At 71.1% G+C, this 20447-nt stretch carries 15 protein-coding genes and 3 pseudogenes; 9 read left to right on the top strand and 9 right to left on the bottom strand.

Annotation, left to right across the window (positions count from 1 at the left end; translation table 11 throughout):
• Positions 1-633: 633 nt before the first annotated feature.
• Both ABZ340_RS23670 and ABZ340_RS23665 read right to left on the bottom strand, forming a co-directional pair.
• Positions 634-1173: pseudogene (locus ABZ340_RS23670) on the bottom strand (aspartate/glutamate racemase family protein); the annotation flags it as partial.
• A 15-nt stretch (positions 1174-1188) separates the two neighbouring features.
• Positions 1189-2694, bottom strand: a pseudogene (locus tag ABZ340_RS23665) (cytosine permease).
• Between the two features lie 250 nt (positions 2695-2944).
• Between ABZ340_RS23665 and ABZ340_RS23660 the strand changes: the two are divergent.
• A complete protein-coding gene (locus tag ABZ340_RS23660; protein ID WP_358783804.1) occupies positions 2945-4429 on the top strand; it encodes a glycoside hydrolase family 43 protein in 1485 nt (494 codons plus the stop codon).
• A 19-nt stretch (positions 4430-4448) separates the two neighbouring features.
• Here ABZ340_RS23660 and ABZ340_RS23655 read toward each other — a convergent pair whose 3' ends face one another.
• Complete coding sequence (locus ABZ340_RS23655) at positions 4449-5504, bottom strand: LacI family DNA-binding transcriptional regulator (RefSeq protein WP_358783803.1); 1056 nt, start codon at positions 5502-5504, stop codon at positions 4449-4451.
• A 145-nt stretch (positions 5505-5649) separates the two neighbouring features.
• Between ABZ340_RS23655 and ABZ340_RS23650 the strand changes: the two genes are divergently transcribed.
• The 5 genes from ABZ340_RS23650 (at position 5650) to ABZ340_RS23630 (ending at position 11776) form a co-directional block, all read left to right on the top strand.
• Positions 5650-7020, top strand: a complete 1371-nt coding sequence (locus tag ABZ340_RS23650; RefSeq protein ID WP_358783802.1) for an extracellular solute-binding protein — start codon at positions 5650-5652, stop codon at positions 7018-7020.
• A 21-nt stretch (positions 7021-7041) separates the two neighbouring features.
• Positions 7042-7983: a sugar ABC transporter permease gene (locus ABZ340_RS23645; RefSeq protein ID WP_358783801.1), complete on the top strand. Its 942-nt coding sequence runs from the start codon at positions 7042-7044 to the stop codon at positions 7981-7983.
• Positions 7984-7985: 2 nt separating this feature from the next.
• A complete protein-coding gene (locus tag ABZ340_RS23640; protein ID WP_358783800.1) occupies positions 7986-8885 on the top strand; it encodes a carbohydrate ABC transporter permease in 900 nt (299 codons plus the stop codon).
• 67 nt (positions 8886-8952) lie between these two features.
• Entirely contained in the window at positions 8953-10776 is a 1824-nt protein-coding gene (locus tag ABZ340_RS23635; RefSeq protein ID WP_358783799.1) for a sugar-binding domain-containing protein, read from the top strand.
• Between the two features lie 775 nt (positions 10777-11551).
• The gene (locus ABZ340_RS23630; protein WP_358783798.1) at positions 11552-11776 is read left to right on the top strand and encodes a hypothetical protein; all 225 of its coding nucleotides are present in this window, start codon (positions 11552-11554) and stop codon (positions 11774-11776) included.
• 375 nt (positions 11777-12151) lie between these two features.
• Here ABZ340_RS23630 and ABZ340_RS23625 read toward each other — a convergent pair whose 3' ends face one another.
• From ABZ340_RS23625 to ABZ340_RS23605, 5 genes are all read right to left on the bottom strand, one after another.
• Positions 12152-13372, bottom strand: a complete 1221-nt coding sequence (locus tag ABZ340_RS23625) for a chloride channel protein (RefSeq protein WP_358783797.1) — start codon at positions 13370-13372, stop codon at positions 12152-12154.
• Between the two features lie 316 nt (positions 13373-13688).
• Complete coding sequence (locus ABZ340_RS23620; RefSeq protein WP_358783796.1) at positions 13689-14972, bottom strand: DUF2254 domain-containing protein; 1284 nt, start codon at positions 14970-14972, stop codon at positions 13689-13691.
• A gap of 5 nt (positions 14973-14977) precedes the next feature.
• Positions 14978-15580 carry a SulP family inorganic anion transporter gene (locus ABZ340_RS23615; RefSeq protein WP_358783795.1) on the bottom strand — a complete coding sequence of 201 codons (603 nt, stop codon included), beginning with the start codon at positions 15578-15580 and terminating at the stop codon, positions 14978-14980.
• A gap of 32 nt (positions 15581-15612) precedes the next feature.
• The gene (locus ABZ340_RS23610; protein ID WP_358783794.1) at positions 15613-16002 is read right to left on the bottom strand and encodes a DUF202 domain-containing protein; all 390 of its coding nucleotides are present in this window, start codon (positions 16000-16002) and stop codon (positions 15613-15615) included.
• A 52-nt stretch (positions 16003-16054) separates the two neighbouring features.
• The gene (locus ABZ340_RS23605; protein WP_358783793.1) at positions 16055-16732 is read right to left on the bottom strand and encodes a GAP family protein; all 678 of its coding nucleotides are present in this window, start codon (positions 16730-16732) and stop codon (positions 16055-16057) included.
• Between the two features lie 237 nt (positions 16733-16969).
• Between ABZ340_RS23605 and ABZ340_RS23600 the strand changes: the two genes are divergently transcribed.
• A complete protein-coding gene (locus ABZ340_RS23600; RefSeq protein WP_358783792.1) occupies positions 16970-18877 on the top strand; it encodes an alkyl sulfatase dimerization domain-containing protein in 1908 nt (635 codons plus the stop codon).
• 304 nt (positions 18878-19181) lie between these two features.
• Here the strand turns inward: ABZ340_RS23600 and ABZ340_RS23595 are convergent.
• Positions 19182-19774, bottom strand: a pseudogene (locus tag ABZ340_RS23595) (IS5 family transposase); the annotation flags it as partial.
• Between ABZ340_RS23595 and ABZ340_RS23590 the strand changes: the two are divergent.
• Positions 19767-20162: a carbamoyltransferase C-terminal domain-containing protein gene (locus ABZ340_RS23590; RefSeq protein WP_358783791.1), complete on the top strand. Its 396-nt coding sequence runs from the start codon at positions 19767-19769 to the stop codon at positions 20160-20162. The pseudogene ABZ340_RS23595 and the gene ABZ340_RS23590 overlap by 8 nt on opposite strands.
• A complete protein-coding gene (locus ABZ340_RS23585; RefSeq protein WP_358783790.1) occupies positions 20159-20371 on the top strand; it encodes a hypothetical protein in 213 nt (70 codons plus the stop codon). Before ABZ340_RS23590 ends, ABZ340_RS23585 begins: the two co-directional genes overlap by 4 nt.
• Positions 20372-20447 lie beyond the last annotated feature (76 nt).

The following is a 20447-nucleotide window of genomic DNA, read 5'->3' as shown; positions in this document are numbered from 1 at the left end:
CCGTGGGCCGAGGCGGATGCGGACGGGTGCTCCCGCCACGTGCTTGCACGCGTTGGCCAGTTCCTCCAGGGCCAAGCGGTAGAAGACCAGGCTGTGTGCGGCCGGCGCCTGATCGGGCCGGCCGTCGGCATGGAGGTCGGCGCGCTGTCCGGCGTCGCGTGCCTGTATGACCGTCTCCTGGACGTCGAGCAGATCGACCAGGGCCTCGGTGAAGGTGGTGCGCAGCAGGGTGAGGCGGTCAGCGACGGGTTCGGGCAGGGTGGCAGCCCAGGTGTCGAGGGCGCCGGTGCGCGGGGCGATCGGGCTCAGGCGGTGGGCGAGCACACCGTGCATCTCGGCGGCGATGCGGAAGTGCTCGGTGGCCCGCGCCGTCTCCTCGCGCAGTTTCCGTTCGACGCGCGGGTGCTCGACATCGCTGTTCAGCACCTGCACGAGGCGGTACCGGTTGCCCGGCCGCAGTCCGCCCACCACGGCCGGCAGCAGGAATGGAGAGCGCCGTACTGCCGGGGCCGCCACAGCGACGCAGAGTTCGGTGCCGCCGTGTCGGCGGCCAGGACGGCCACGCAGCACAGCACGGCACCGCGGTACGGCGTCGGACCGCGAGGTCGAACACCGCGATGAGCGGCAGCAACAGCACGGGAGGCAGATCACCTCGGCCCGGTCGTCGGCGACCGCGCGGTCGGCCCGCTCGGTGAGGGCGTCCCCGGTGGCTTGTTCATCCCGCTCCGGTTCGAGCACCGCCAGCCCGCCGGCACGCACCGAGGCGCACCTCGCGCTCAGCGCTGCCGCCTCCAGCCGCTCTTCGATCAGCGGGACCGTCCGGTCCAGGGTGGTGATGACGGAGTACCAGCGGCCCAGGAACGGCGCGGTGCTCGCCGCGGCCTCGGTGATGACGACCACGGGGACATCGTGCAGCTCCTGCAGCCCTTCCCGGCCGTGTTCGCCGTATCCGGCCCGGTTCATCGCGTCGAAGGGCTCCGGGCGGGCCCGGACGGTCTCCATGACGGCGACCGCGGCGAGGTGGCTCTCGTAGTCGTCCTCGACGGGTTCGGCACCGAAGGCGGGGGTCAACGGGACGATCTTGGTGCCGGGCGAGGCCTCGCCGGCCGCCCGTTTGCCGATCGCGCCGGTGACGGACTGCGTGGTGCTGGCGTTGACCACGGGAATGCGCATGGAGGGGCCTTCTGCTCAAGTGGAATGCGGTGCGACGGCGCCGGGCTGTTCGGCCGCTACGGCGATGGCCTCGCCGTCCATGTCGCGGATGGGGGAGGAGTGGTCGGCGACGACCGCGTACAGCGCGGGGCGAGGATCGCGCCGATGAACCAGGGGAAGCCGGCTGCGGCATGGAACCAGGGCGCCAGGGCGACGACGGCGATCACGGCGCTCGGCCCGAAGGGGGCGACGGCCTTCGGATGGGAGCCGCGGCGGTAGTGGTACTCCGCCTCGGTGCAGAGGGCGGGCACGTTCACGCGGGACTTCCGCAGCAGCCAGTAGTCCGCCATGACCACACCGAAGAGGGGGCCGAGCGGCGCGCCGGGACCGCCGAGGAAGCAGTTCACGACGACCGGGCTGTTGCAGAGGTTCCAGGGCGTGATGACCAGGCCAGCACCGTGTTCACCAGGTCGGCGCGGCGGAAGTCGAGTCGGCAGGGGAAGAGGTTGGCCAGGGCGTAGACCGGGGCGACGAAGCTGGTCGGCAGGTTCACCGCCACCGTCAGTGCGATGAGGGCGAGCGAGGCGACGGCGAGCAGGAACATGGTGGGCACAGTGCGGACGATGTCCGTCGGGCTGGTGATGACGGGCCCGTCCAGGCTGAACTGGGCGCCGCTGAGCACCGCCACGATGACGGCGAAGAAGAGCGTGCTGACCGGGATGCCGATGACGTTCCTGCGGACGACAGAGCCGCGGCTCCTCGCGGAGCGGGTGAAGTCGCAGAAGGTGAGGACGAGTATCCCGTGGATCACGCCCCACAGGGCGGCGGCCTGCAGCGCCTGGAGCCACATCGCGCCACCGGTGAGCGGGTCGTCGACGGACAGGGAGATCGAGCCGTCCGCGCGGACGAACATCCATACCGCCAAGGCGTACATGGTGAGCAGCGTGGTGGGCGCCGCGAACGCCATGTACCGGCGGATCGTCCGCATCCCGTGGCTCACGATGACGACCTGCACGGCCCACAGGACCAGGAAGGTGATCCAGCCGAGCGTCGACTGCCCGAGCAGGGAATTCGTGTCCAGGACGGGCCAGGTTCGGGAACAACGCCACCAGGGGCGTGCCCGGCACCGCGGAGGCGAGGCGAGTCTGGATGCCAAACCGGGCGATGGGCACGGCGTCCCGGACGGCGGCCGGTGCCTTCGCGCCCTTGACGCCGAACGTGATACGGCTCATGGCGGGGAACGGCACGCCCGTCGTGTGACCCATGGACCCGGACAGCGTCAGCAGCGGGAAGAGCAAGACTGAGGCGAGCGTGAAGGTGGCGAGGATGCCCCGCACATTCAGCCCGAGGGCGGACAGGCCGATGGCGAACGCGTAATCGCCCAGGCTGCGTACGTCGTTGACCCAAGGGGTGAAGACGTTTTAGGCGCCGCCAGCGGCGTCCTTCCCGTTTCGTCGGGGCCAGGTCGTAGGTGGAGAGGCCGGAGCTGGTGGCGGTGCCGTCGGGCCCGGTGGCCGAACGGCGGCCTTCCAGGGCAGTCATACGGGACTCCTGGACCGAGGAAGCGGGGAGCTGGAGGGGGCCACGAAGCGGAGGCGGCGTTCCGGTGAACAGGACGTAGTTTTCGCCAAGCGGCACCGTCAGTGGGTCTGCGGCAAATGGAATCCCATTCCTCGCGTTGTTGACAGGGGGTAGGGCTGCCCCTAGCGTGACGCCCCGCCGTTACATCGATGTAAACGGCCGTCGGTGCGAAGGGACGCACCGACGCAATGAGCTGCGGAAAGGACCCCTCGTGCTTCCCAGCCCCTCGCACCCTCCCCGCGCGCGCCTCGGCCTGCTGGCAGCCGCCCTCCTCGGGCTCCTCGCCGGCTTGCTGCCAGGGCTCATTTCCCCGGCCGCTGCGGACGCCTCCTCACCCGCTCCGCGTGCCGCCGCCCCGGCGGCGTCCGGCACGTTCCGCAACCCGCTCAACACCGGGCCCGACCCGTTCATGACCCACTGGAGAGGGAACTACTACCTCACCACCACCCAGGGCGACAGCATCCGGATGTGGCGTTCCCCGTCGCTGGGCACGCTGATGACCGCGGACCCGGTCACCGTGTGGACGGACTCCGCCCCGTCCCGCAACCGCAACATCTGGGCGCCGGAGTTCTACCGCTTCGGCAACCGCTGGTACCTGTACTACACGGCCGACGACGGCGTCGACGAGCACCACCGGCTGTACGTCCTGGAATCGGAGCGCGACGACCCGGCCGGCCCGTACCGCTTCAAGGCGAAGCTCGCCCCGCCGAACCACGCGGACGACTTCGCCATCGACGCGGGCATCCTCCAACTGGGCGGCCGCCTCTACCTCGCGTACAGCGGCATCAACCAGTACCAGCACAACGGGATCAACATCGCCCCGATGTCCGACCCGTACACCGTTTCCGGCGACGCGGTCGCGATCGACGCGGCCGGCGGCTGCCCCGAGGTCCGGGAGGGACCGGAGTTCCTGTACCGCAACGGGCGCGTCTGGATGACGTACTCCACCTGCGACACCGGCAAGCCGGACTACCAGGTCTGGATGATGTCGATGCCGTTGAACGCCGACCCGCTGGTGCCGGGGAACTGGCACCAGCACCAGGGGGCGGTGTTCTCGCGGGCCGACGACCGGGGCGTGTTCGGCCCGGGCCACCACGCCTTCTTCCGGTCCCCGGACGGCACGGAGGACTGGATCGTCTACCACGCGAAGACCACGTCGGTGAACACCTACAGCAACCGCACGACGCGTGCGCAGAGGTTCACCTGGCGGGCCGACGGCAGCCCCGACTTCGGGCGCCCGCTCGCCATGGGCGCCACCCAGGACCTGCCCTCCGGCGACCCCGGGTCCGGCAATTACTGGATCAACGACGACGGACGCTCCAGTGGCCCCGGCGGCGTCGCCTACACCGGCGCCTGGAACTCCGGCACGGGCTGCGCCACGCAGTGCTTCTGGAGCGACGACCACTGGAGCGACCGGGCGGGCGCCACGGCGACGTTCACCTTCACCGGCACCCGCATCGCCCTGTTCTCCGTCCAGGACACCGGCAACGGCTACGCCGCCATCAGTGTGGACGGCGGCCCCGAGCAGCGGGTGGACTTCCACGGCCCGATCCGCGTCGGCGAGGCGGTGCAGTATGTCAGCCCGCGGCTCCCGTACGGCGAACACACCCTGCGCGTCCGGGTGACCGGGGAGCGCAACCCCCAGTCCGGGGCGTCCTTCGTGAGCGTCGACCGCGCCGAGGTCTACGTGAACTGACGTATCCGGTGACGGGCCGTCAGCGCCGCTCGTGGCCCTCCGTGCTCTCCCGCAGGACGAGCCGGTGGGCCACGATGCGGTCCTGGGGCGACAGCACACCGGGCTCCGCGCCGTCACTCGCGCCGTCCGGTCCGGTGGCCTCCTCGATGCGGCGCTGGAGCAGTTGCACGGCAACCCTGGCGACCGCCGCCTTGTCGGGGGCCACCGTGCTCAGCGTCGGCACGGAGAACCGCCCGCCCTCCACGTCGTCGAAGCCGATGACCGCGACGTCCTCGGGGACTCTGACCCCGTGCTCGTGCAGGGCGCGCAACGCGCCAAGCGCCAGCTGGTCGTTGAGGCAGAGCAGCGCGTCCGGCCGCAGACCCGACGCGAGCGCCCGCGTCACCGCCTCGGCCCCGTCGGGCATCCGGAACGAGTCGACCGGCAGCAGGGCGGCCGGGTCGTAGGGGATGCCCGCCTCGGCCAGTGCCGCACGGTAGCCACGGGTGCGGGCCTCCGCCGTCCCGAGGCCCGAGTCGTCCCGCCCGCCCACCGCGAGGATGGTGCGGCGGCCGAGAGCGATCAGGTGGCTGGTGGCCTCGCGCGCGGCGCGCTCGTTGTCGATCGCCACATGGTCGGCGCCCTCCTCCAGCAGTTCCCCGAGCAGCACGGTGGGCGGGGCGCCCGCGCGGTCCCGCAGGTCGTCGGCGGTCAGCGCGAGCGGACTCAGGATGATCCCGTCCACGAACGTGGAGCCGAAACCGGCCAGCGCCGCCAGCTCATGGGCGCGGTCCGCGCCGGACTGGTGGATCAGGACGGTCAGGGAACACTGCTCGGCCTCGCGGATGACATGCCGGGCCAGCTCGGCGAAGTACGGGATGTCCAGTTCGGGTACGACCAGGGCGATGATGCCGGTACGGCCCTTGCGCAGGTGACGCCCGGCCAGGTTCACCCGGTAGCCGAGCTGTTCTATGGCCTCCCGCACCACGCGCCGGGTCCGGTCGGAGACATGGGCGTAGTCGTTGATGACATTGGACACCGTCTTCTCCGACACACCCGCGTGACGTGCGACGTCCTTGATCCTGGGCCGTGCCACCGAGACCTCCCTGCCTTTTCGCGCTGCCTGAGTCTATGTCCCGGCAGCCGATCACCCCCAACCCGGGCGCAGGCTCTTTACAGCCGATGTACATCGATGTAAAAACTAGCCACCGCATGAGCGTCCGGCCGTCGAAAGGTCCGTGATGAGTTCCCGTTTGCCTGCCCAGGGGCCGGCCGCGTCCGATCCGGTACGCCGCCTCAGCCGCCGTCGGCTTCTGCGTCACACCATGGCCGCGGCGGGAACGCTGCTCGCCGCCGGCCCGCTGTCCGGCTGCGCCTCACCGGCCTCCGCATCCGGCGCCTCCTCGCTGAGCGTCTGGGACCTGTTCCAGGGCGGCGACGGCATGCTGATGGACGAGATGATCGAGGCCGTGTCCAAGGGCGCAGGGGGCGCCGAGGGCTTCGAGACGGACCGCACGATCCTCGACTGGGGACCGTCGTACTACACCAAACTCGCCATGTCCGCGGCCGGCGGCCGGGCCTCCGACGTGGCCGCCATGCACCTGTCCCGGCTGGCGGGCTACGCGCCCGGCGGCCTGGTGGACCCCTTCGACCTGGACCTGCTCGCCGAGTCCGGCGTCACCAGCAAGGATTTCACGCCCGCCGTCTGGGGCCGGACGCAGCACGACGGCACGGTCTACGCGATCCCGCTCGACGTGCACCCCTTCATCGTCTTCTACGACAAGGAGGCCGCGGACGCCGCCGGTCTCCTGGACTCCTCGGGCGAACTGGCCCCGATGGGCTCACCGGAGGCACTGCTGGACGCCGGCAAGGCACTCGCCGAGGCGACGGGGGAGTCGGGCATCCTGTTCGGCCACGTCACCGACACCGCGCAGAACTGGCGTCTGTTCGCCGGCCTGTACGCGCAGACCGGCGCCGAGTTCACCCTGCCGGACGGTGGTCCGCCCGAGATCGACGTCGACGCCGCCGTACGCGTCGTCACACTCATGAAACAGCTCTTCGACGGCCGGACCAACCCTAACCACCTGGACTACAACGGCGCACTGGCCGCCTTCACGAGCGGCCGCGGCGGCATGGCCATGCTGGGGGAGTGGGAGCTGCCGACGCTGCAGAAGTCCGGCATCCCGCTGGGCGCCGCGCCCTTCCCCCAGGTCTTCGACAAGCCGGCCGTCTACACCGACAGCCACAGCTTCGTCCTCCCGCACCAGGACGACCCCGACCCGGCCCGGCGCCGCGAGGCCCACCGGTACGTCGCCGAGATACTCAAGCAGAGCCTCACCTGGGCGAGCGCCGGTCACATCCCCGCGTACCAGCCCGTCCTCGCGGACCCCGGGTACGCCGCCCTCGACCCGCAGTCCTCCTACGCCGACGCCGCGAAGGTGGCGGTGCTCGACCCGCCCACCTGGTTCGCGGGCGCCGGTTCGAACTTCCAGAACCGGATGTGCCAGCCCCTCCAGTCGGCGCTGCTGGGCAACACCTCCGCCGAGAAGGCGGTGCGCCAGATGGTCCGCGAGGCGGACACGCTGCTGCGGCAGCCCAACCCGGTGGCCTGACCAGCAGAAGGAGTGACCGACGTGACCACCACCGCACCTCTCGGCGCCGAGAAGCAGACCCACGCGTCCGCTGTCCCGGCGGGCGGCCGCGGCACCGTCCTGCGCCGGATACGGACCGGCAACGGGCTCGTGTTCGTCCTGCCGTTCCTGCTCGTCTTCGGCCTCTTCATGGTGTGGCCGATCGTGCAGGGGCTCTGGATGAGCTTCACCGACAGCTCGCTCGCCCTGCGCGACACCCGCTTCGTCGGCTTCGACAACTACACCGAGGCACTCGGCGACCCCGACGTGTGGGGCAGCCTCGGCAACACCGTCTTCTTCACCGTCATCTCCTCCGTGCCGCTGGTGCTGCTCGCGCTGGTGATGGCCCTGCTGGTACACAGCGGTCTCGCCGGGCAGTGGGCGTGGCGACTGGCCTTCTTCGCGCCCTACCTGCTGCCGGTGACCGTGGTGACCATGGTCTGGGCCTGGCTCTATCAGCCGGAACTGGGCCTGGGCAACCAGCTTCTCGACACCCTCGGCATGGAGCCGGTCGGCTGGCTCTCCGACGAGTCCGTCGCGATGTGGTCCGTCGCCGCCCTCACCGTGTGGTGGACGGTCGGCTTCAACTTCCTGCTCTACCTCGCGGCTCTCCAGGCCCTGCCCACGACCTTCGACGAGGCGGCGGCACTCGACGGCGCCGGCGCCTGGCGGCGCCTGTGGTCCATCACCCTGCCGCAACTGCGCAGGACGACCGGGTTGGTGGCGATGCTCCAGGTCCTGGCCTCCCTCAAGGTCTTCGACCAGATCTACATCCTCACCAAGGGCGGCCCCAACGGCTCCACCCGCCCCGTCCTCGAGTACGTGTACGACGTGGGCTTCACCGGCTACCGCCTCGGCTACGCCTCCGCCATCTCGTACCTCTTCTTCGCCCTGATCGTCCTCGTCTCGCTCGTGCAGTTCCGCCTTTTCCGCCGGGAGGACTGACCGTGTCCGCAACCGCCACCACCGTCCCCGCACGACGCCGTCCACCCCGCGAAGCATCCGGCTCCCCCTTGCTCCTCGGCCACGGCCGGCTGCCCCACGTCCTGGCCGGGACGGTGCTCGTCGTCCTCGCCGTCGTCTGGGCGGTGCCGTTCGTGTGGGCGGTCGTCACCTCGGTGCAGAGCGAGGAGGACATCAACACCACCGGGCTGTCCCCGTTCAAGGGCGCCTTCACCTTGGAGGCCTACCAGCAGATCCTGGAGCGCGGGAACGTCACCGTCTGGGCCTTCAACAGCTTCCTGATCGCAGGCCTGGTCACACTGATCACCGTCGTGGTCTCCACCCTCGCTGCGTACGGCTTCTCGCGCGGCACCTTCCGCGGCCGACGGGCGCTGCTCGGCGTCACCGTCGCCGCCATCATGGTCCCGCCGCAGCTGCTCGTCGTGCCGCTGTTCGACCAGATGACCCTCTTCAACATGGTCGACACCTATGCGGCGGTCATCCTGCCCCAGGTCGTCGCGCCGATGATGGTGTTCATCCTCAAGCGGTTCTTCGACGGCATCCCCAAGGAGCTGGAGGAGGCGGCCCGGATCGACGGAGCCTCCGAGTTCCGGGTCTTCCGGTCGATCGTGCTGCCGCTGTCGCGGCCGATCGTGGCGGCCGTGGCGATCTTCGTCTTCATCGGCGCGTGGAACAACTTCATGTGGCCCTTCATCGTCACCAACGACCCCGACCTGATGACCCTCCCGGTGGGCCTGGCCACCGTCAAGGACGCCTACGGCATCCAGTACGCGCAGTCCATGGCCTCCGCCCTGCTCGCGGCGCTGCCGCTGATCGTGGTCTTCCTCCTCTTCCAGCGTCGCATCGTCGCCTCCGTGGCCACCACCGGCCTCGGCGGCTCCTGACCCTCACCCCGGCTGTACCCACGGGTCCGGCGTTCCCGCGTCGGCCCACCGACCGACTGGAGCATGTGTGCCCACTCACTCCGTACCGCGCCCGGAGTACCCGCGACCGCAGTTCGTGCGCCGCGACTGGCTCAACCTGAACGGCGCCTGGCAGTTCGAGACCGACCGAGGCGACAGCGGGCTCGAACGCGGCCTGCTCGACCGCGAACTGAGCGGCGAGATCCTCGTGCCCTTCCCGCCCGAGTCCGAGCTGTCCGGCATCGGGGACACCGACTTCCTGGAGGCCGTCTGGTACCGGCGTACCCTCACCCTGCCCGCGGCCTGGGCCGGACGCCGGGTGCTGCTGCACTTCGGCGCCGTCGACCATGACACCACCGTGTGGGCCGACGGCAAGGAGGTCGCCCGGCACCGCGGCGGCTTCACCCCCTTCACCGCCGACCTCGGCGACATCGCCGGGGCGGGGGAGGAGGTCGTCATCACCGTCCGCGCCCGCGACCCCAAGTCCGGCCCGCAGGCCCGCGGCAAGCAGGCCGTCCAGTACGCCAACCACGACTGCAACTACACCCGGGTCACCGGCATCTGGCAGACCGTCTGGCTGGAGCCCGTCCCCGATCTGCACTTGCGCCGCCCCCGCATCACCCCCGACCTGGCCGGCTCCGCCTTCCACCTGGAGCTGTCCCTGTCCGGCAACCGACCCGGACACCGGGTACGTGCCGTCCTCGGCGACGCCGACGGCGAGGTCAGCCGCGCCGAGGCACGCGCCGACCTGGACCTCGCCCCGCGCCTGCACCTGCCGGTGCCGGATGACCGGCGCCGCGAGTGGAGCCCCGAGGACCCGCACCTCTACGACCTGCGCCTCGAACTGATCGACGACGCCGGGCAGGTAGTGGACAGCGCCGAGAGCTACGCCGGCCTGCGCGCCGTCGGTCTGCGCGGCAAGGCCGTCCTCCTCAACGGGCGCCCGGTCTTCCAGCGCCTCGTCCTCGACCAGGGCTGGTACCCGGACGGACTGATGACCGCCCCGACCGACGAGGCGCTGGTGCGGGACATAGAGCTGGCCATGGCGGCCGGCTTCAACGGAGCCCGGCTGCACCAGAAGGTCTTCGAGGAGCGCTTCCTCTACCACGCCGACCGCCTCGGCTACCTGGTCTGGGGCGAGTTCGGCGACTGGGGCTGCGAGACGGGCGGCTCCTCGGGGAACAACCAGCAGCCCGACGCCTCCTACGTCGCCCAGTGGCTGGAGGCCCTGGAACGCGACTACTCACACCCCTCGATCATCGGCTGGTGCCCGCTCAACGAGACGTACCAGAAGCTCCACGACCGCATCACCACGCTCGACGACGTGACCCGCGCGATGTTCCTGGCCACCAAGGCCATGGACACCACCCGGCCGGTCATCGATGCCTCCGGCTACGCCCACCGGGTTCCCGAGACCGATATCTACGACGCCCACAACTACGAGCAGGACCCGGTCGCCTTCCGGCAGCTGATGTCCGGCCTCGCCAAGGGCGCCCCCTTCGTCAACGCCTACGAGAACGGCGCCCCCTACTCCCAGCCCTACCGCGGCCAGCCTTACTTCGTCAGCGAGTTCGGCGGCATCTGGTGGGACCCCGAGGCGGCCGCCGACCGGTCCGGCGAGGACCGCACCGTCTCCTGGGGCTACGGCGAGCGCGTCCGCAACGAGGAGGAGTTCCACGAACGGTTCGCCGGTCTCACCGAAGTACTCCTGTCGGACCGCGACATGTTCGGCTACTGCTACACGCAGTTGACCGACGTCTTCCAGGAACAGAACGGCATCTACCGCTTCGACCGCGGAGTCAAGCTCGACGTCGAGCGCATCCGCGCCGCACAACTGCGCCCGGCCGCGATCGAGGAGCAGGACCCGGCCTGACGAGCTCGTGCACGGTAGGCAGGAAGGCGTCGAGGATGTCGGCGGGACTTGGTGGTCACATCTGCCGTTCCGATGTCAGGTCCGCGATCTGTTGGTGGGACAGCAGGCCGGCGACGGCCTGGACGGTGTCGCTGATGTGCTCGCGGCGGCCGAGGTGGCGGGCCAGGGCCCGCCAGCCCTTCAGATGGGCGATGCCGTGTTCGACCCGGGTCCGCCTCGAGGAGTGAGCTTTGCGCTGTCGTCCGTATACCCCCTCGTACCAGTCCGGGGCGTTCTTCTTGAACTTGCGGTGCGGTGCGGTGGGGTGACCACCCGGCCGCCGGTCCGGGCGCCCAGGCCCCGGTAGCCGGCATCGGTGAGGATCTCCACCGCGGGCCCGTCGGCCAGGAGCTTGACCAGCCCCGACCGGCGGGCGTGGGTGATGTCCGCGCAGCTGCCGGGCTTGGTCGGGCTGCAGAAGAGCACGCGGCCGGCCCCGTCCGTGACGACCATGGTTCTTGACCGCGTCCTGCTTGTTCTTGCCGGAGATGAACCTGTCCCGGTCCTTGCGCCCGGCTGCCGGCCGGCAAACCACAACGGTCCCAGCCCTGCGACGAGTTCAGCGATCACGCCGGCCGACAGGCCCGTGATCCTCCGGTCGCTGATGATCGCTGCACGAGACGCGTTCCCCACCACACGACCATGATCGACGATCAGAAGCTCGACGCCCCACCGCCTACCGTGCACGAGCTCGCAAGCCGGTGGAGGGTGTCCCCGTCTGGGTAGGGCCCGGGCTGTGAATGAAGATCAGGAAATCCGTGCCCGCGCCGTGGACCTGGCCGCTCGTACGCTGGCGGCGCTGTATCCGAACGACGAGTTGGCCAACCATCCGGCTGCCATCACGGACGACGTGCGGTCGTTGGCGCCGTATATGGCCGATTACATCAAGCCCGGCGAGTTCGACCGCCAGTCGCTGCTGCGGCACTGCCCTGGAGGGGATCTGAACCGAAGGCCGGTCTGATCCGCAGCCGGGGCTCTCCGTGCCGGACCGGTCTTACCGCAGCTCGGTGTTCGGGTGAGGCTGGGTCTGGAGCCGTTCGCGGAGGTCGATCTCCTCGGGGGGAGCGGGCCCTCGGGCCGGTGAATGCGTGCGTGCTTGGGCCGCAGGGGCAGGCTGTCGTCGGCCGCGGTGGCCTCGGCTTCCGCGAGGGCCCGGTAGAGCGAGGTGACCGACGGGGACTTGCCCGCGCTCTTCCCGGTCTTGATGGCCGGCTTCTTCGAGATCTCGGGGACGGGGACTCCCCTGTCCTTCAGCGCAACGGCGAAGAACATGGCGCCCATGCCATTGGTGTCGTAGATGCCGGGCGGATCACGTTCGGCTGTTGCACGTTCCGTGTCACTGTGCGGCGGTCGGGGCGGAGGTGCGTCCGGGCCGTGGGGCCGGCGGCAGCAGTTCGGTGGTGACGAGGGATACGACGGCGGCGAGGATGATGACGGGGAGGGCGTCGGTGTGCCCGACCAGCAGGGCGACCAGGACGACGGAGCTGACGGGCAGGCGCAGTGCCGCGCAGGACGCCGCGGCCATGCCGGCGGCCATCGCCGGGACCACGCCGTAGCCGGGGAGCGGCGCGAGCAGGACGCCCGCGGCGCCGCCGAGGAAGAGGGCGGGGAAGATGGGGCCGCCGCGCAGGCTGCCCAGGCTCACCGCATAGGCCGCGCCCTTGAAGGCCAGCACCGCGATCAGCGCGCCGGCCGGCCAGGCGTGCGGGTCCTCGGCGAGTCCGGCCAGGGCCGACTGCCCGGACAGCGCGGCCTCGGCGGGGGAGCGTCCGGTGGCCGCGGCGTAGAGCGTGACGCATCCGGCCATGGCCGCGGTGCACAGCGCGATCACGGGCCAGGGGAGGGGCGTCGCCATCGTCGCGGTACGTCGGCCGAGCGCGATGGTGGCGTGCATCGCGACGGCGAGTGCTGCGGCGATCAGTACCGACCAGGCCACGTCGCCGATGTCCAGTTGCGGGGGCTCGGGCAGATGGAGGGAGAGGCTGCCGGTGTGCAGTCCGGTCCAGCGGCCGAAGCCGGTGAAGACGATGGCGCCGATGCCGCTCGCCAGCAGGGCGGGCAGCAGTACGGCGAACAGTTGCGGGCCGCCGACTCCGGCCGCCTCCATGAGCAGGACCGCGCCGACGAGCGGGTTGCCGAAGATCGCCGAGATGGCCGCGGACGAACCGGCGGCGGCCATGAGCGTGTTGCTCGCCTTGGTGGCCGGAGCGCGGGCCAGGTCGCGGAAGAGCAGGGCGAGTCCGCCGCCGAGGGCGATCAGCGGCGCCTCGGGGCCGAGCACCACGCCCCACGGCAGGGCGCAGGCGGCTGCCAGTACGACGCCGGGCACGGCGGCCTTGGACGCTCCGCCCAGCTGCAGCCCGGCGGCTGGCACGTGCCCGCCCTGTCCGGGCAGATACCGCGCGACGAGCGTCACGCCCACCGCCGGCACCACCGCCATGGGCAGCGGCCACCACCACGGCGGGTCGGCCCACCCGGCGTCGTGCGGCCAGGTCACCCAGATCAGGCGCTCCAGCTCGTGCAGCCCGGCCAGGAAGAAGAACGCCAGCAGAGACACGGGGATGCCGATGATCCCGCAGAGCACCAGAGCCTTGAGGTAACCCGGCCGGCGCAGCGTCTCGGAGAGGGAATCGTCCTGCTGTGGGGACTGCGGCGCGGGGCGCCCCGGTTCGGCGGGCGGACGGGCGGACTCGGCGATGGCGGTGCTCCTGGGGCGGCGGACGCGGGTGGTGCGACGGGCACGTGCCCGTACCGGAGGCGTGACGTTACCGAGCGGCGGCTGATCGCCCCGCCCGCCACACCCGCCGCCCTCTGCGCGACCCCTCCAACGGCCCCGGCGGTGCCGTGGTGCGACGCGCCTTGCGCGGCGGGAGTCAGTCCCCCGTCCCTTCGCCCGGGGCGGGGCCGCCGAGGCCCTGAGGGTCGGGGACGGCCGCGGTGGCGGCCAGGGGCGGGTCGGGCAGCGCTCGCGCGGAGCGGTCCAGCATGGTGCGGTAGCCGGTGAGGACGGCGGCACGTGCGGGCGGGGCGGACTCGGCGACGTTGTCGAGCAGCGCGCGCAGGCGCCGGATGACCTGGAGGGAGTCCGAGCCGTAGTGGAGGATCTCGGACAGCGCGAGGTCGAGGATCTCCTCCCAGCCGGGGCGCGGCAGGGTGAGGCGGGGGTTTCCCTGGCGGTCGTGGATCGTGGTGGTGCCCAGAGGGCGGTGTGCGAGGCGCAACAGGACAGCCTCGATCTGGTCGAGGGACTGGACGGCGGTGGTGGGGTCGTTGACGGCGGGCGACAGGGCGCGGATCGCGACGTCGACGAGCAGCCGCAGGCCGTAGGCCGGGTCGTGGTCGATGTGCCGGGTGGGGCCGAGGCGTACGGCGCGGATGAGGTGGCGCGCGGCGTCGGCGGGGACCGGCCGCGGGGTGACGCGGAGGAGGGGGGTGCCGGGTTCGACGAAGCTGCCGACGGCGGTCAGGCAGGTGACGCACACGTCGTGCCGGGCGGCGACGTCCGCGATGGCGGGGCCGTCGACGTGCTGGACGACGCCGCTGCGGTGGGCGGTGAGCGTGGCGGGGTCGGTGCGCCCGCGCTCGGGCAGGGGCGGCGCCTGGGGCTGCCAGGTGCCGTCCAGCACCGAGTGGAGGCGCAGGCCGACCGCGCGGGCGAGGCCGCCGCCGGTGATCACCTCGCGCAGCGCGGCCAGGGCGCGCAGGGTCACTCCGGTGGACAGCACGACGAAGACGATGGCCAGTGTGACCGACAGGCGCGGGACGTGGCTCTGCCGGACCTGGGCGAGGACGACCAGAGCGTAGACGGCGGTTCCGGTCAGCGCGCCGAACAGGACGAGGGCGTGCTCGAAGAAGCCGAGGAGCCCGGCGAGCCGGGGCGAGGCGTTCTGCACGGACTGGATGACCAGCGTGACCGCGGTCAGGACGAAGCCGGTGAGCGCGATGATGCCTGACGCGATCGCCCCCAGGGTGGCTTGCGCGGCGGCCGCGTCGTAGGAGAGCCCACCGACGGGGTGGTGGCGTTCGAGGTGCGGCAGCCAGTAGCCGAGGAGTACGGCGGCGGCGATGAGGGCCACCGCGAGGCCGCGGTTGGGCCATGTCGCGCGGGGCGAGATGTAGGTGCGCTGTCTCCTGCGGCGCAACGGTGTGCCGGGCATGTGGCTCACTCCTTCCGTTGCCGGGGACGGGAGACGTCGGCCACGGCGTTGGCGACGCTGGCGTGGACGGCTGCGGGGCCGAGCCGGTCGGCGAGCGGGTGGCGGGCGAAGCCGCGGCGGGCCGTCGCGCACAGGACGGCCAGGTGCAGGGTGCACCGGCGGCGGTCGAGGGCGTCGCGCAGTTCGTCGAGGACGTCCAGGACGGGCACGCCGAGCCGGTAGGTGGAGCCCAGATCCAGCACGACGGTGACCGGTGCGGGTTCGGCCAGGAAGTTCGTGATGAACCCCAGCCGTGCGAGGCCGGCGGCGAGCAGCACGCCGCCGGCGATCACGGCAAGGGCCGCGGACAGGCCCACCACCTGCTTCGGGTCGGAGCTGATGTCCGCGACGGTCGCGCCGGAGAGCACCACCGCCGCCGAGGTCGCGCCGATGATCAGGAACCGGGAGCGGCCCACCAGGACGTAGGCGACCAGGGCGACGGGAGCGGCGTAGAAGGCGTTCTGCGGCGGCACACCGGCGATCTGCGCGTACGCCACGCACTCCGGCACGATCAGCGCCCACGCCGTCGCAGCTCCCGGCGCGTCACCGCGCACACTCCCTCCGCTCATGCCGAGCATCGACCGCAAAGGGGACGCGGCGCTCACGACGCCCTGACGATGACCGCGACGACGAAACCGGCGAGCACCAGCAGCGCGCCCATCAGCAGGGCGGGCCCCACCGCCCGGCCCAGCGGGCGGCCTTCGCGCATCCGTACCTGGCGCGAGCGCCACTGCACGTAACCGGCCACCGCGACACCGCTGGCCAGCGCCACGAGGTAGCTGCCCAGGGCCAGACGGAGTCCCCGTGGCGTGACGTCGGTGAGCTTGACGACCGCGAACGCGGCGGCCAGCAGGGCCAGCGCCGTACGCGACCAGGCCAGCAGGGTACGCTCGTTGGCCATTGTCGCCCGGTAGTCGGGCTCCTTTCCCCGCTTCCACCACTGAACCGGACGGGAACCGCCCTCGTCACCCTGCTCCTCGGGCTGCGACATCAGCGCCCACCCCCGTCCCTGCGGGACGGCGCCTTTCGCGCACAGCCGCTCATCAGGACAACCCGCTGATGGCGTCACCGACGTACTTGGCTCCGAGGACGGCCAGCACGGTCGTCATGATCACCGCGTTGTGCTGCTTGAGCCAGGCCCGCCAGTCCCTCAGCACAGCCTCGGCGCGGTCACCACCGGCGAGATACGTGCCGAGTGGCAGCAGTGTGCACAGCGAGCCGATCAGCACCATGAGGACTGCCGTGACGGCCCTGCCCCCGGCTCCTGCGTTGGAGGCGGCGATGGACACCGCGCCGCCGATCCCCAGCACCAGGTTCTTGGGGTTGGCGACCGCCAGAGCCGCGCCGAGTCCGGTCGCCTTCCTCGGGGAGAAACGGTCGACGGCCCGCATCCACTCCGGAAGCCGCGCCTCCTGGCCCTCCTGCGGACGGCCGCGCCACTGCCCGACCGCCAGCACCAAAAACACCACCCCCAGCGCCAGCCTGAGCCAGTACGTCCACCGCCCCGGCCCGCCCGTGCCCCGGGAGGCGTCCCCTCCCGCACCGATCAGCAGCACCACGGCCACCAGCGCCGAGAGCGCCACCACCCACCCGGCCGTGAACGCCACGCCGTTCGCCCGGCCCCGCGGCGTGGCCAGCATCAGGATGACCGCGACGAGCGGCAGCGGGCTGATCGCGATGCCCACCGCGGACACCAGCATCTGCCCGATCGCATCGCCCATTCACGCCGTCCTCTTCCATCGGCCGTCACCACCGGACAGAACGCTTCCCACATTCGGTGCGCCCCCTCGCGCCCGCCACCGGGGAAGGTTCGGATGGGCGAAGCGTGTCTCCCGGGTCCTTGAGACCCCAACGGACCAGGCCCGCTCGTGCACCGTACGCCTCGGGGTGAGGCTGGACCCGGCACTGTCCCCAGTGACCGGGCTGACGTCCGTTGTCCGTCGTCGAAGGAGACTGCGATGCCGCAGCACACCGAGCCCCGATCCGCTCACCCGGCCATCGCCAGGGCCAACCAGCAGCTGGCCTCCCACTGGCCGTTCGACGACACGCAGGACTTCGAGGACGCGCGCCGCGGATTCCTCGGCGCGGCCTCGGACAACCTCGTCAGGGACGCGGACGGGCGCACGGTATGGGACCTCGGCGCGTACAGCTTCCTCGGCGGGGAGTGTCCCGACTCGGTCAATCCGAGCCTGTGGCGGCAGAGCCGGCTGTGCGCCGACCACGGCCTGTTCGAGGTGACCGAGGGGATCTACCAAGTGCGCGGCTTCGACCTGTCAAACATGACGGTGGTCGAGGGCGAGCGCGGGGTACTGGTGATCGACCCGCTCATCTCGGCAGAGACCGCCGCAGCAGCCCTCGCCCTGTACCGCGCGCACCGCGGCGACCGTCCGGTGACGGGCCTGCTGTACACACACAGCCACATCGACCACTTCGGCGGCGCGCGAGGCGTGGTCAGTGACGAGGACCTGCAGCGCGGCCTCCCGGTCCTGGCACCCAGCGGCTTCCTGGAGCACGCTGTCAGCGAGAACGTCTACGCGGGCACCGCGATGGGCCGCCGCGCCGCGTACATGTACGGCGCCGCGCTGCCCAAGGGCGAACGCGGCCAGGTCGGCACGGGCCTCGGCCAGACGACGTCGACGGGCGCCGCCGGCCTCGTTCCTCCGACCAAGGACATCACCCGCACCGGGCAGACCGAGACCGTCGACGGCATCCGCATGGTCTTCCAGATGACACCGGGCACCGAGGCTCCTGCGGAGCTGAACATCCACTTCCCCGACCACTCGGCGCTGTGCATGGCGGAGAACGCCACCCACAACCTCCACAACCTGCTGACCCTGCGCGGCGCCGAGGTCCGCGACCCACGGGTATGGGCGCACTACCTCACCGAGGCGATCAGCCTGTTCGCCGACACGTGCGACGTGGCCTTCGCCTCGCACCACTGGCCCACCTGGGGCCGCGAGCGCGTGCTGCGCTTCCTGACCGAGCAACGGGACCTGTACGCGTACCTGCACGACCAGACGCTGCGGATGCTCAACCAGGGCCACACCGGGCCCGAGATCGCCGAGCAGCTGCAGGCGCAGATGCCACCGGCCCTGGAGCGGGCCTGGCACACCCACGGCTACTACGGCTCCGTGAGCCACAACGTCAAGGCGATCTACCAGCGCTACCTGGGCTGGTTCGACGGCAACCCGGCCCACCTGTGGGAGCACCCGCCGGTCGAAGCTGCCCGCAGGTACGTGACCTTCATGGGCGGCGCCGACCGGGTGCTGAGCCAGGCCAGGCAGTCTTTCGCGGACGGCGACTTCCGCTGGGTGGCGACGGTCGTCAACCACGTGGTGTTCGCCGAACCGGACAATACCGAGGCCCGGGAACTCCAGGCCGACGCCCTGGAACAGCTCGGCTACGGCAGCGAGAACGGAACCTGGCGCAACTTCTACCTCATGGGAGCCTGGGAGCTGCGCAACGGCCCGGTGGGCACCCCCACCACCACCGCCTCACCGGACGTGCTGGCCGCACTGACCCTGGACCAGCTCTTCGACGCTCTCGCCATCCGCGTGGACGGCCCGCGCGCCTGGGACGCCGACATCTGCGTACGCTGGAACATCCACCACCAGGACCCCGTCACCCTGCGCCTGCGCAACGGCGTCCTCACCCACGTCACCGGAACCGGCCCGGCCGTGGGCGACCCGGATGTCGAGATCGCCCTCGACGAGGCCACCCTGCGGGCCGTCCTGCTCGGCAGCCTCGCCCCCGCCGACCTGGCCGACCGCCCCGGCGTGACGGTAACCGGCGACGCCGCCAAACTGCCCGAGCTCCTCGGCTACCTCACCACCCCCGACCCGGACTTCGCGATCGTGACGCCGTGACGTCACCTTCCGTCCAGACGACCTGACCGTACCCCGGGGCAGCCCGGACGGCACGGAAATCCGCCACCGCGAGCCGCTCTTCATCAGGTGGCCGTGCACCAGGCCGGCGAGCTATTTCAGGGGGGCACTCGACAGCGGCGGACGGGCGGTGTAGACAAGGTCGTCAGGGCCCTTGACGAGAGTATAGACAAGGTCGTCAGGGCCCTTGACGAGACTGTTGTTTTTCTTCACAGCAAACTCAACCGCCGCCGAGGGACCCAGTTATGCCCAGCTCGCACGCGACTCACGCGGTTTAGACGTCATTTCACTTGGCCAGGCGGCGGTGACATATGAGGGTTGCCGCGATGGCGGTGAAGGCGAGGAAGTGTTCCGGCCTGCACTCGTAGCGACGGTGCAGGCGGCGGCAGCCAGACAGCCAGGACACGGTCCGCTCCACCACCCAGCGGTGCCTGCCCAGGTACCGGGAGGACTCGATGCCCTTGCGGGCAAGGCGGTGCCGGATGCCGCGGGAAGTGAGCGATTGCCGCAGGTGACGGTAGCCGTAGCCCTTGTCGCCGTGCAGTTTGCCGGGCCGCCTGCGCCGTGGACCGCGACGTGATCGGATGGGCGGGATGCCGCGGACCAGTGGGATGAGGGCCTGGCTGTCGTGGAGATTGGCGGCGGAGATGCCGATCGACAGGGGCAGGCCCTGGCGGTCGACGATGAGGTGGATTTTCGATCCCTTCTTGCCGCGGTCGGTCGGATTCGGTCCCGTCAGCTGCCCCCTTTGAGGGCCCGGACGCTGACGGAGTCGATTGCGCACCGCGACCAGTCCAGCTCACCCCGGGCACCGAGTTCGTCCAGGACCAGGCGGTGGAGCTTGGCCCACACCCTGGCCCCGGTCCACTCGGTGAACCGCATCAAGGACCGTGAGCCCTACCGGCCCGTCGCGCCCATCTGCCTGGAGGAGGAGGCCCCGAAGGTCTTCTCGCCCGGCACGCCGGACCCGCACATGCTCTTCGACCACGAGGTACGGCCGGACTGGGAGGAGCGGATCCCCGCGGTCGTCCACCTCGACGGGACCGCCTGGCTCCAGACGGTCGGCCGGGGCGACGACGTGCTCTTCACCGTGCTGTCCGCCTATCACCGGTTCAGCGGCATCCCTGTGCTGTGCAACACCAGCGCCAACCTCAACGGGCACGGCTTCTTCCCCGACGTCGCGTCCGCCGCGCGGTGGGGCCGGGTCTCCCGGATCTGGAGCGACGGGACGCTGTACCGGCGGACCGACGGTCGTACGGAGGCGTGAGACCTCGCGAACGCCCGGATGCCGCCGCCCACGGCACGGCCGAGGTGCTCGTCGCCAGGCTGCCCCGGCTCAGCGAACTGTACGGACGGACGGTGGTCGTGGTGGCGGGCGATCACGTTCTGGGCGACGACAAGCTGCGGCACGCGTTCTGCGGCGACATCGCGTTCCTGCGGTACACCGGGGGGTGCGGTCCGTGGTCGTGCACGTGAACCACTTGACCTTGCCGGTAGGCACGTCCGTCCTCGTCCTCGTACTCGTCGGAAAACTACTGCTGCTGGCTGCTGA

The organism is Streptomyces sp. NPDC006134 (assembly GCF_040628835.1).
In the GTDB taxonomy this organism is placed as follows: Bacteria; Actinomycetota; Actinomycetes; order Streptomycetales; family Streptomycetaceae; genus Streptomyces.
This window is presented reverse-complemented; position numbering and strand designations above follow the sequence as displayed.

Bases quoted from the DNA above. Each gene is read 5' to 3' on its own strand.
- ABZ340_RS23620 (WP_358783796.1), bottom strand. From the start codon at position 14,972: ATGCCCGGCACACCGTTGCGCCGCAGGAGACAGCGCACCTACATCTCG.
- ABZ340_RS23650 (WP_358783802.1), top strand. From the start codon at position 5,650: ATGAGTTCCCGTTTGCCTGCCCAGGGGCCGGCCGCGTCCGATCCGGTA.
- ABZ340_RS23610 (WP_358783794.1), bottom strand. From the start codon at position 16,002: ATGTCGCAGCCCGAGGAGCAGGGTGACGAGGGCGGTTCCCGTCCGGTT.
- ABZ340_RS23605 (WP_358783793.1), bottom strand. From the start codon at position 16,732: ATGGGCGATGCGATCGGGCAGATGCTGGTGTCCGCGGTGGGCATCGCG.
- ABZ340_RS23615 (WP_358783795.1), bottom strand. From the start codon at position 15,580: ATGAGCGGAGGGAGTGTGCGCGGTGACGCGCCGGGAGCTGCGACGGCG.
- ABZ340_RS23600 (WP_358783792.1), top strand. From the start codon at position 16,970: ATGCCGCAGCACACCGAGCCCCGATCCGCTCACCCGGCCATCGCCAGG.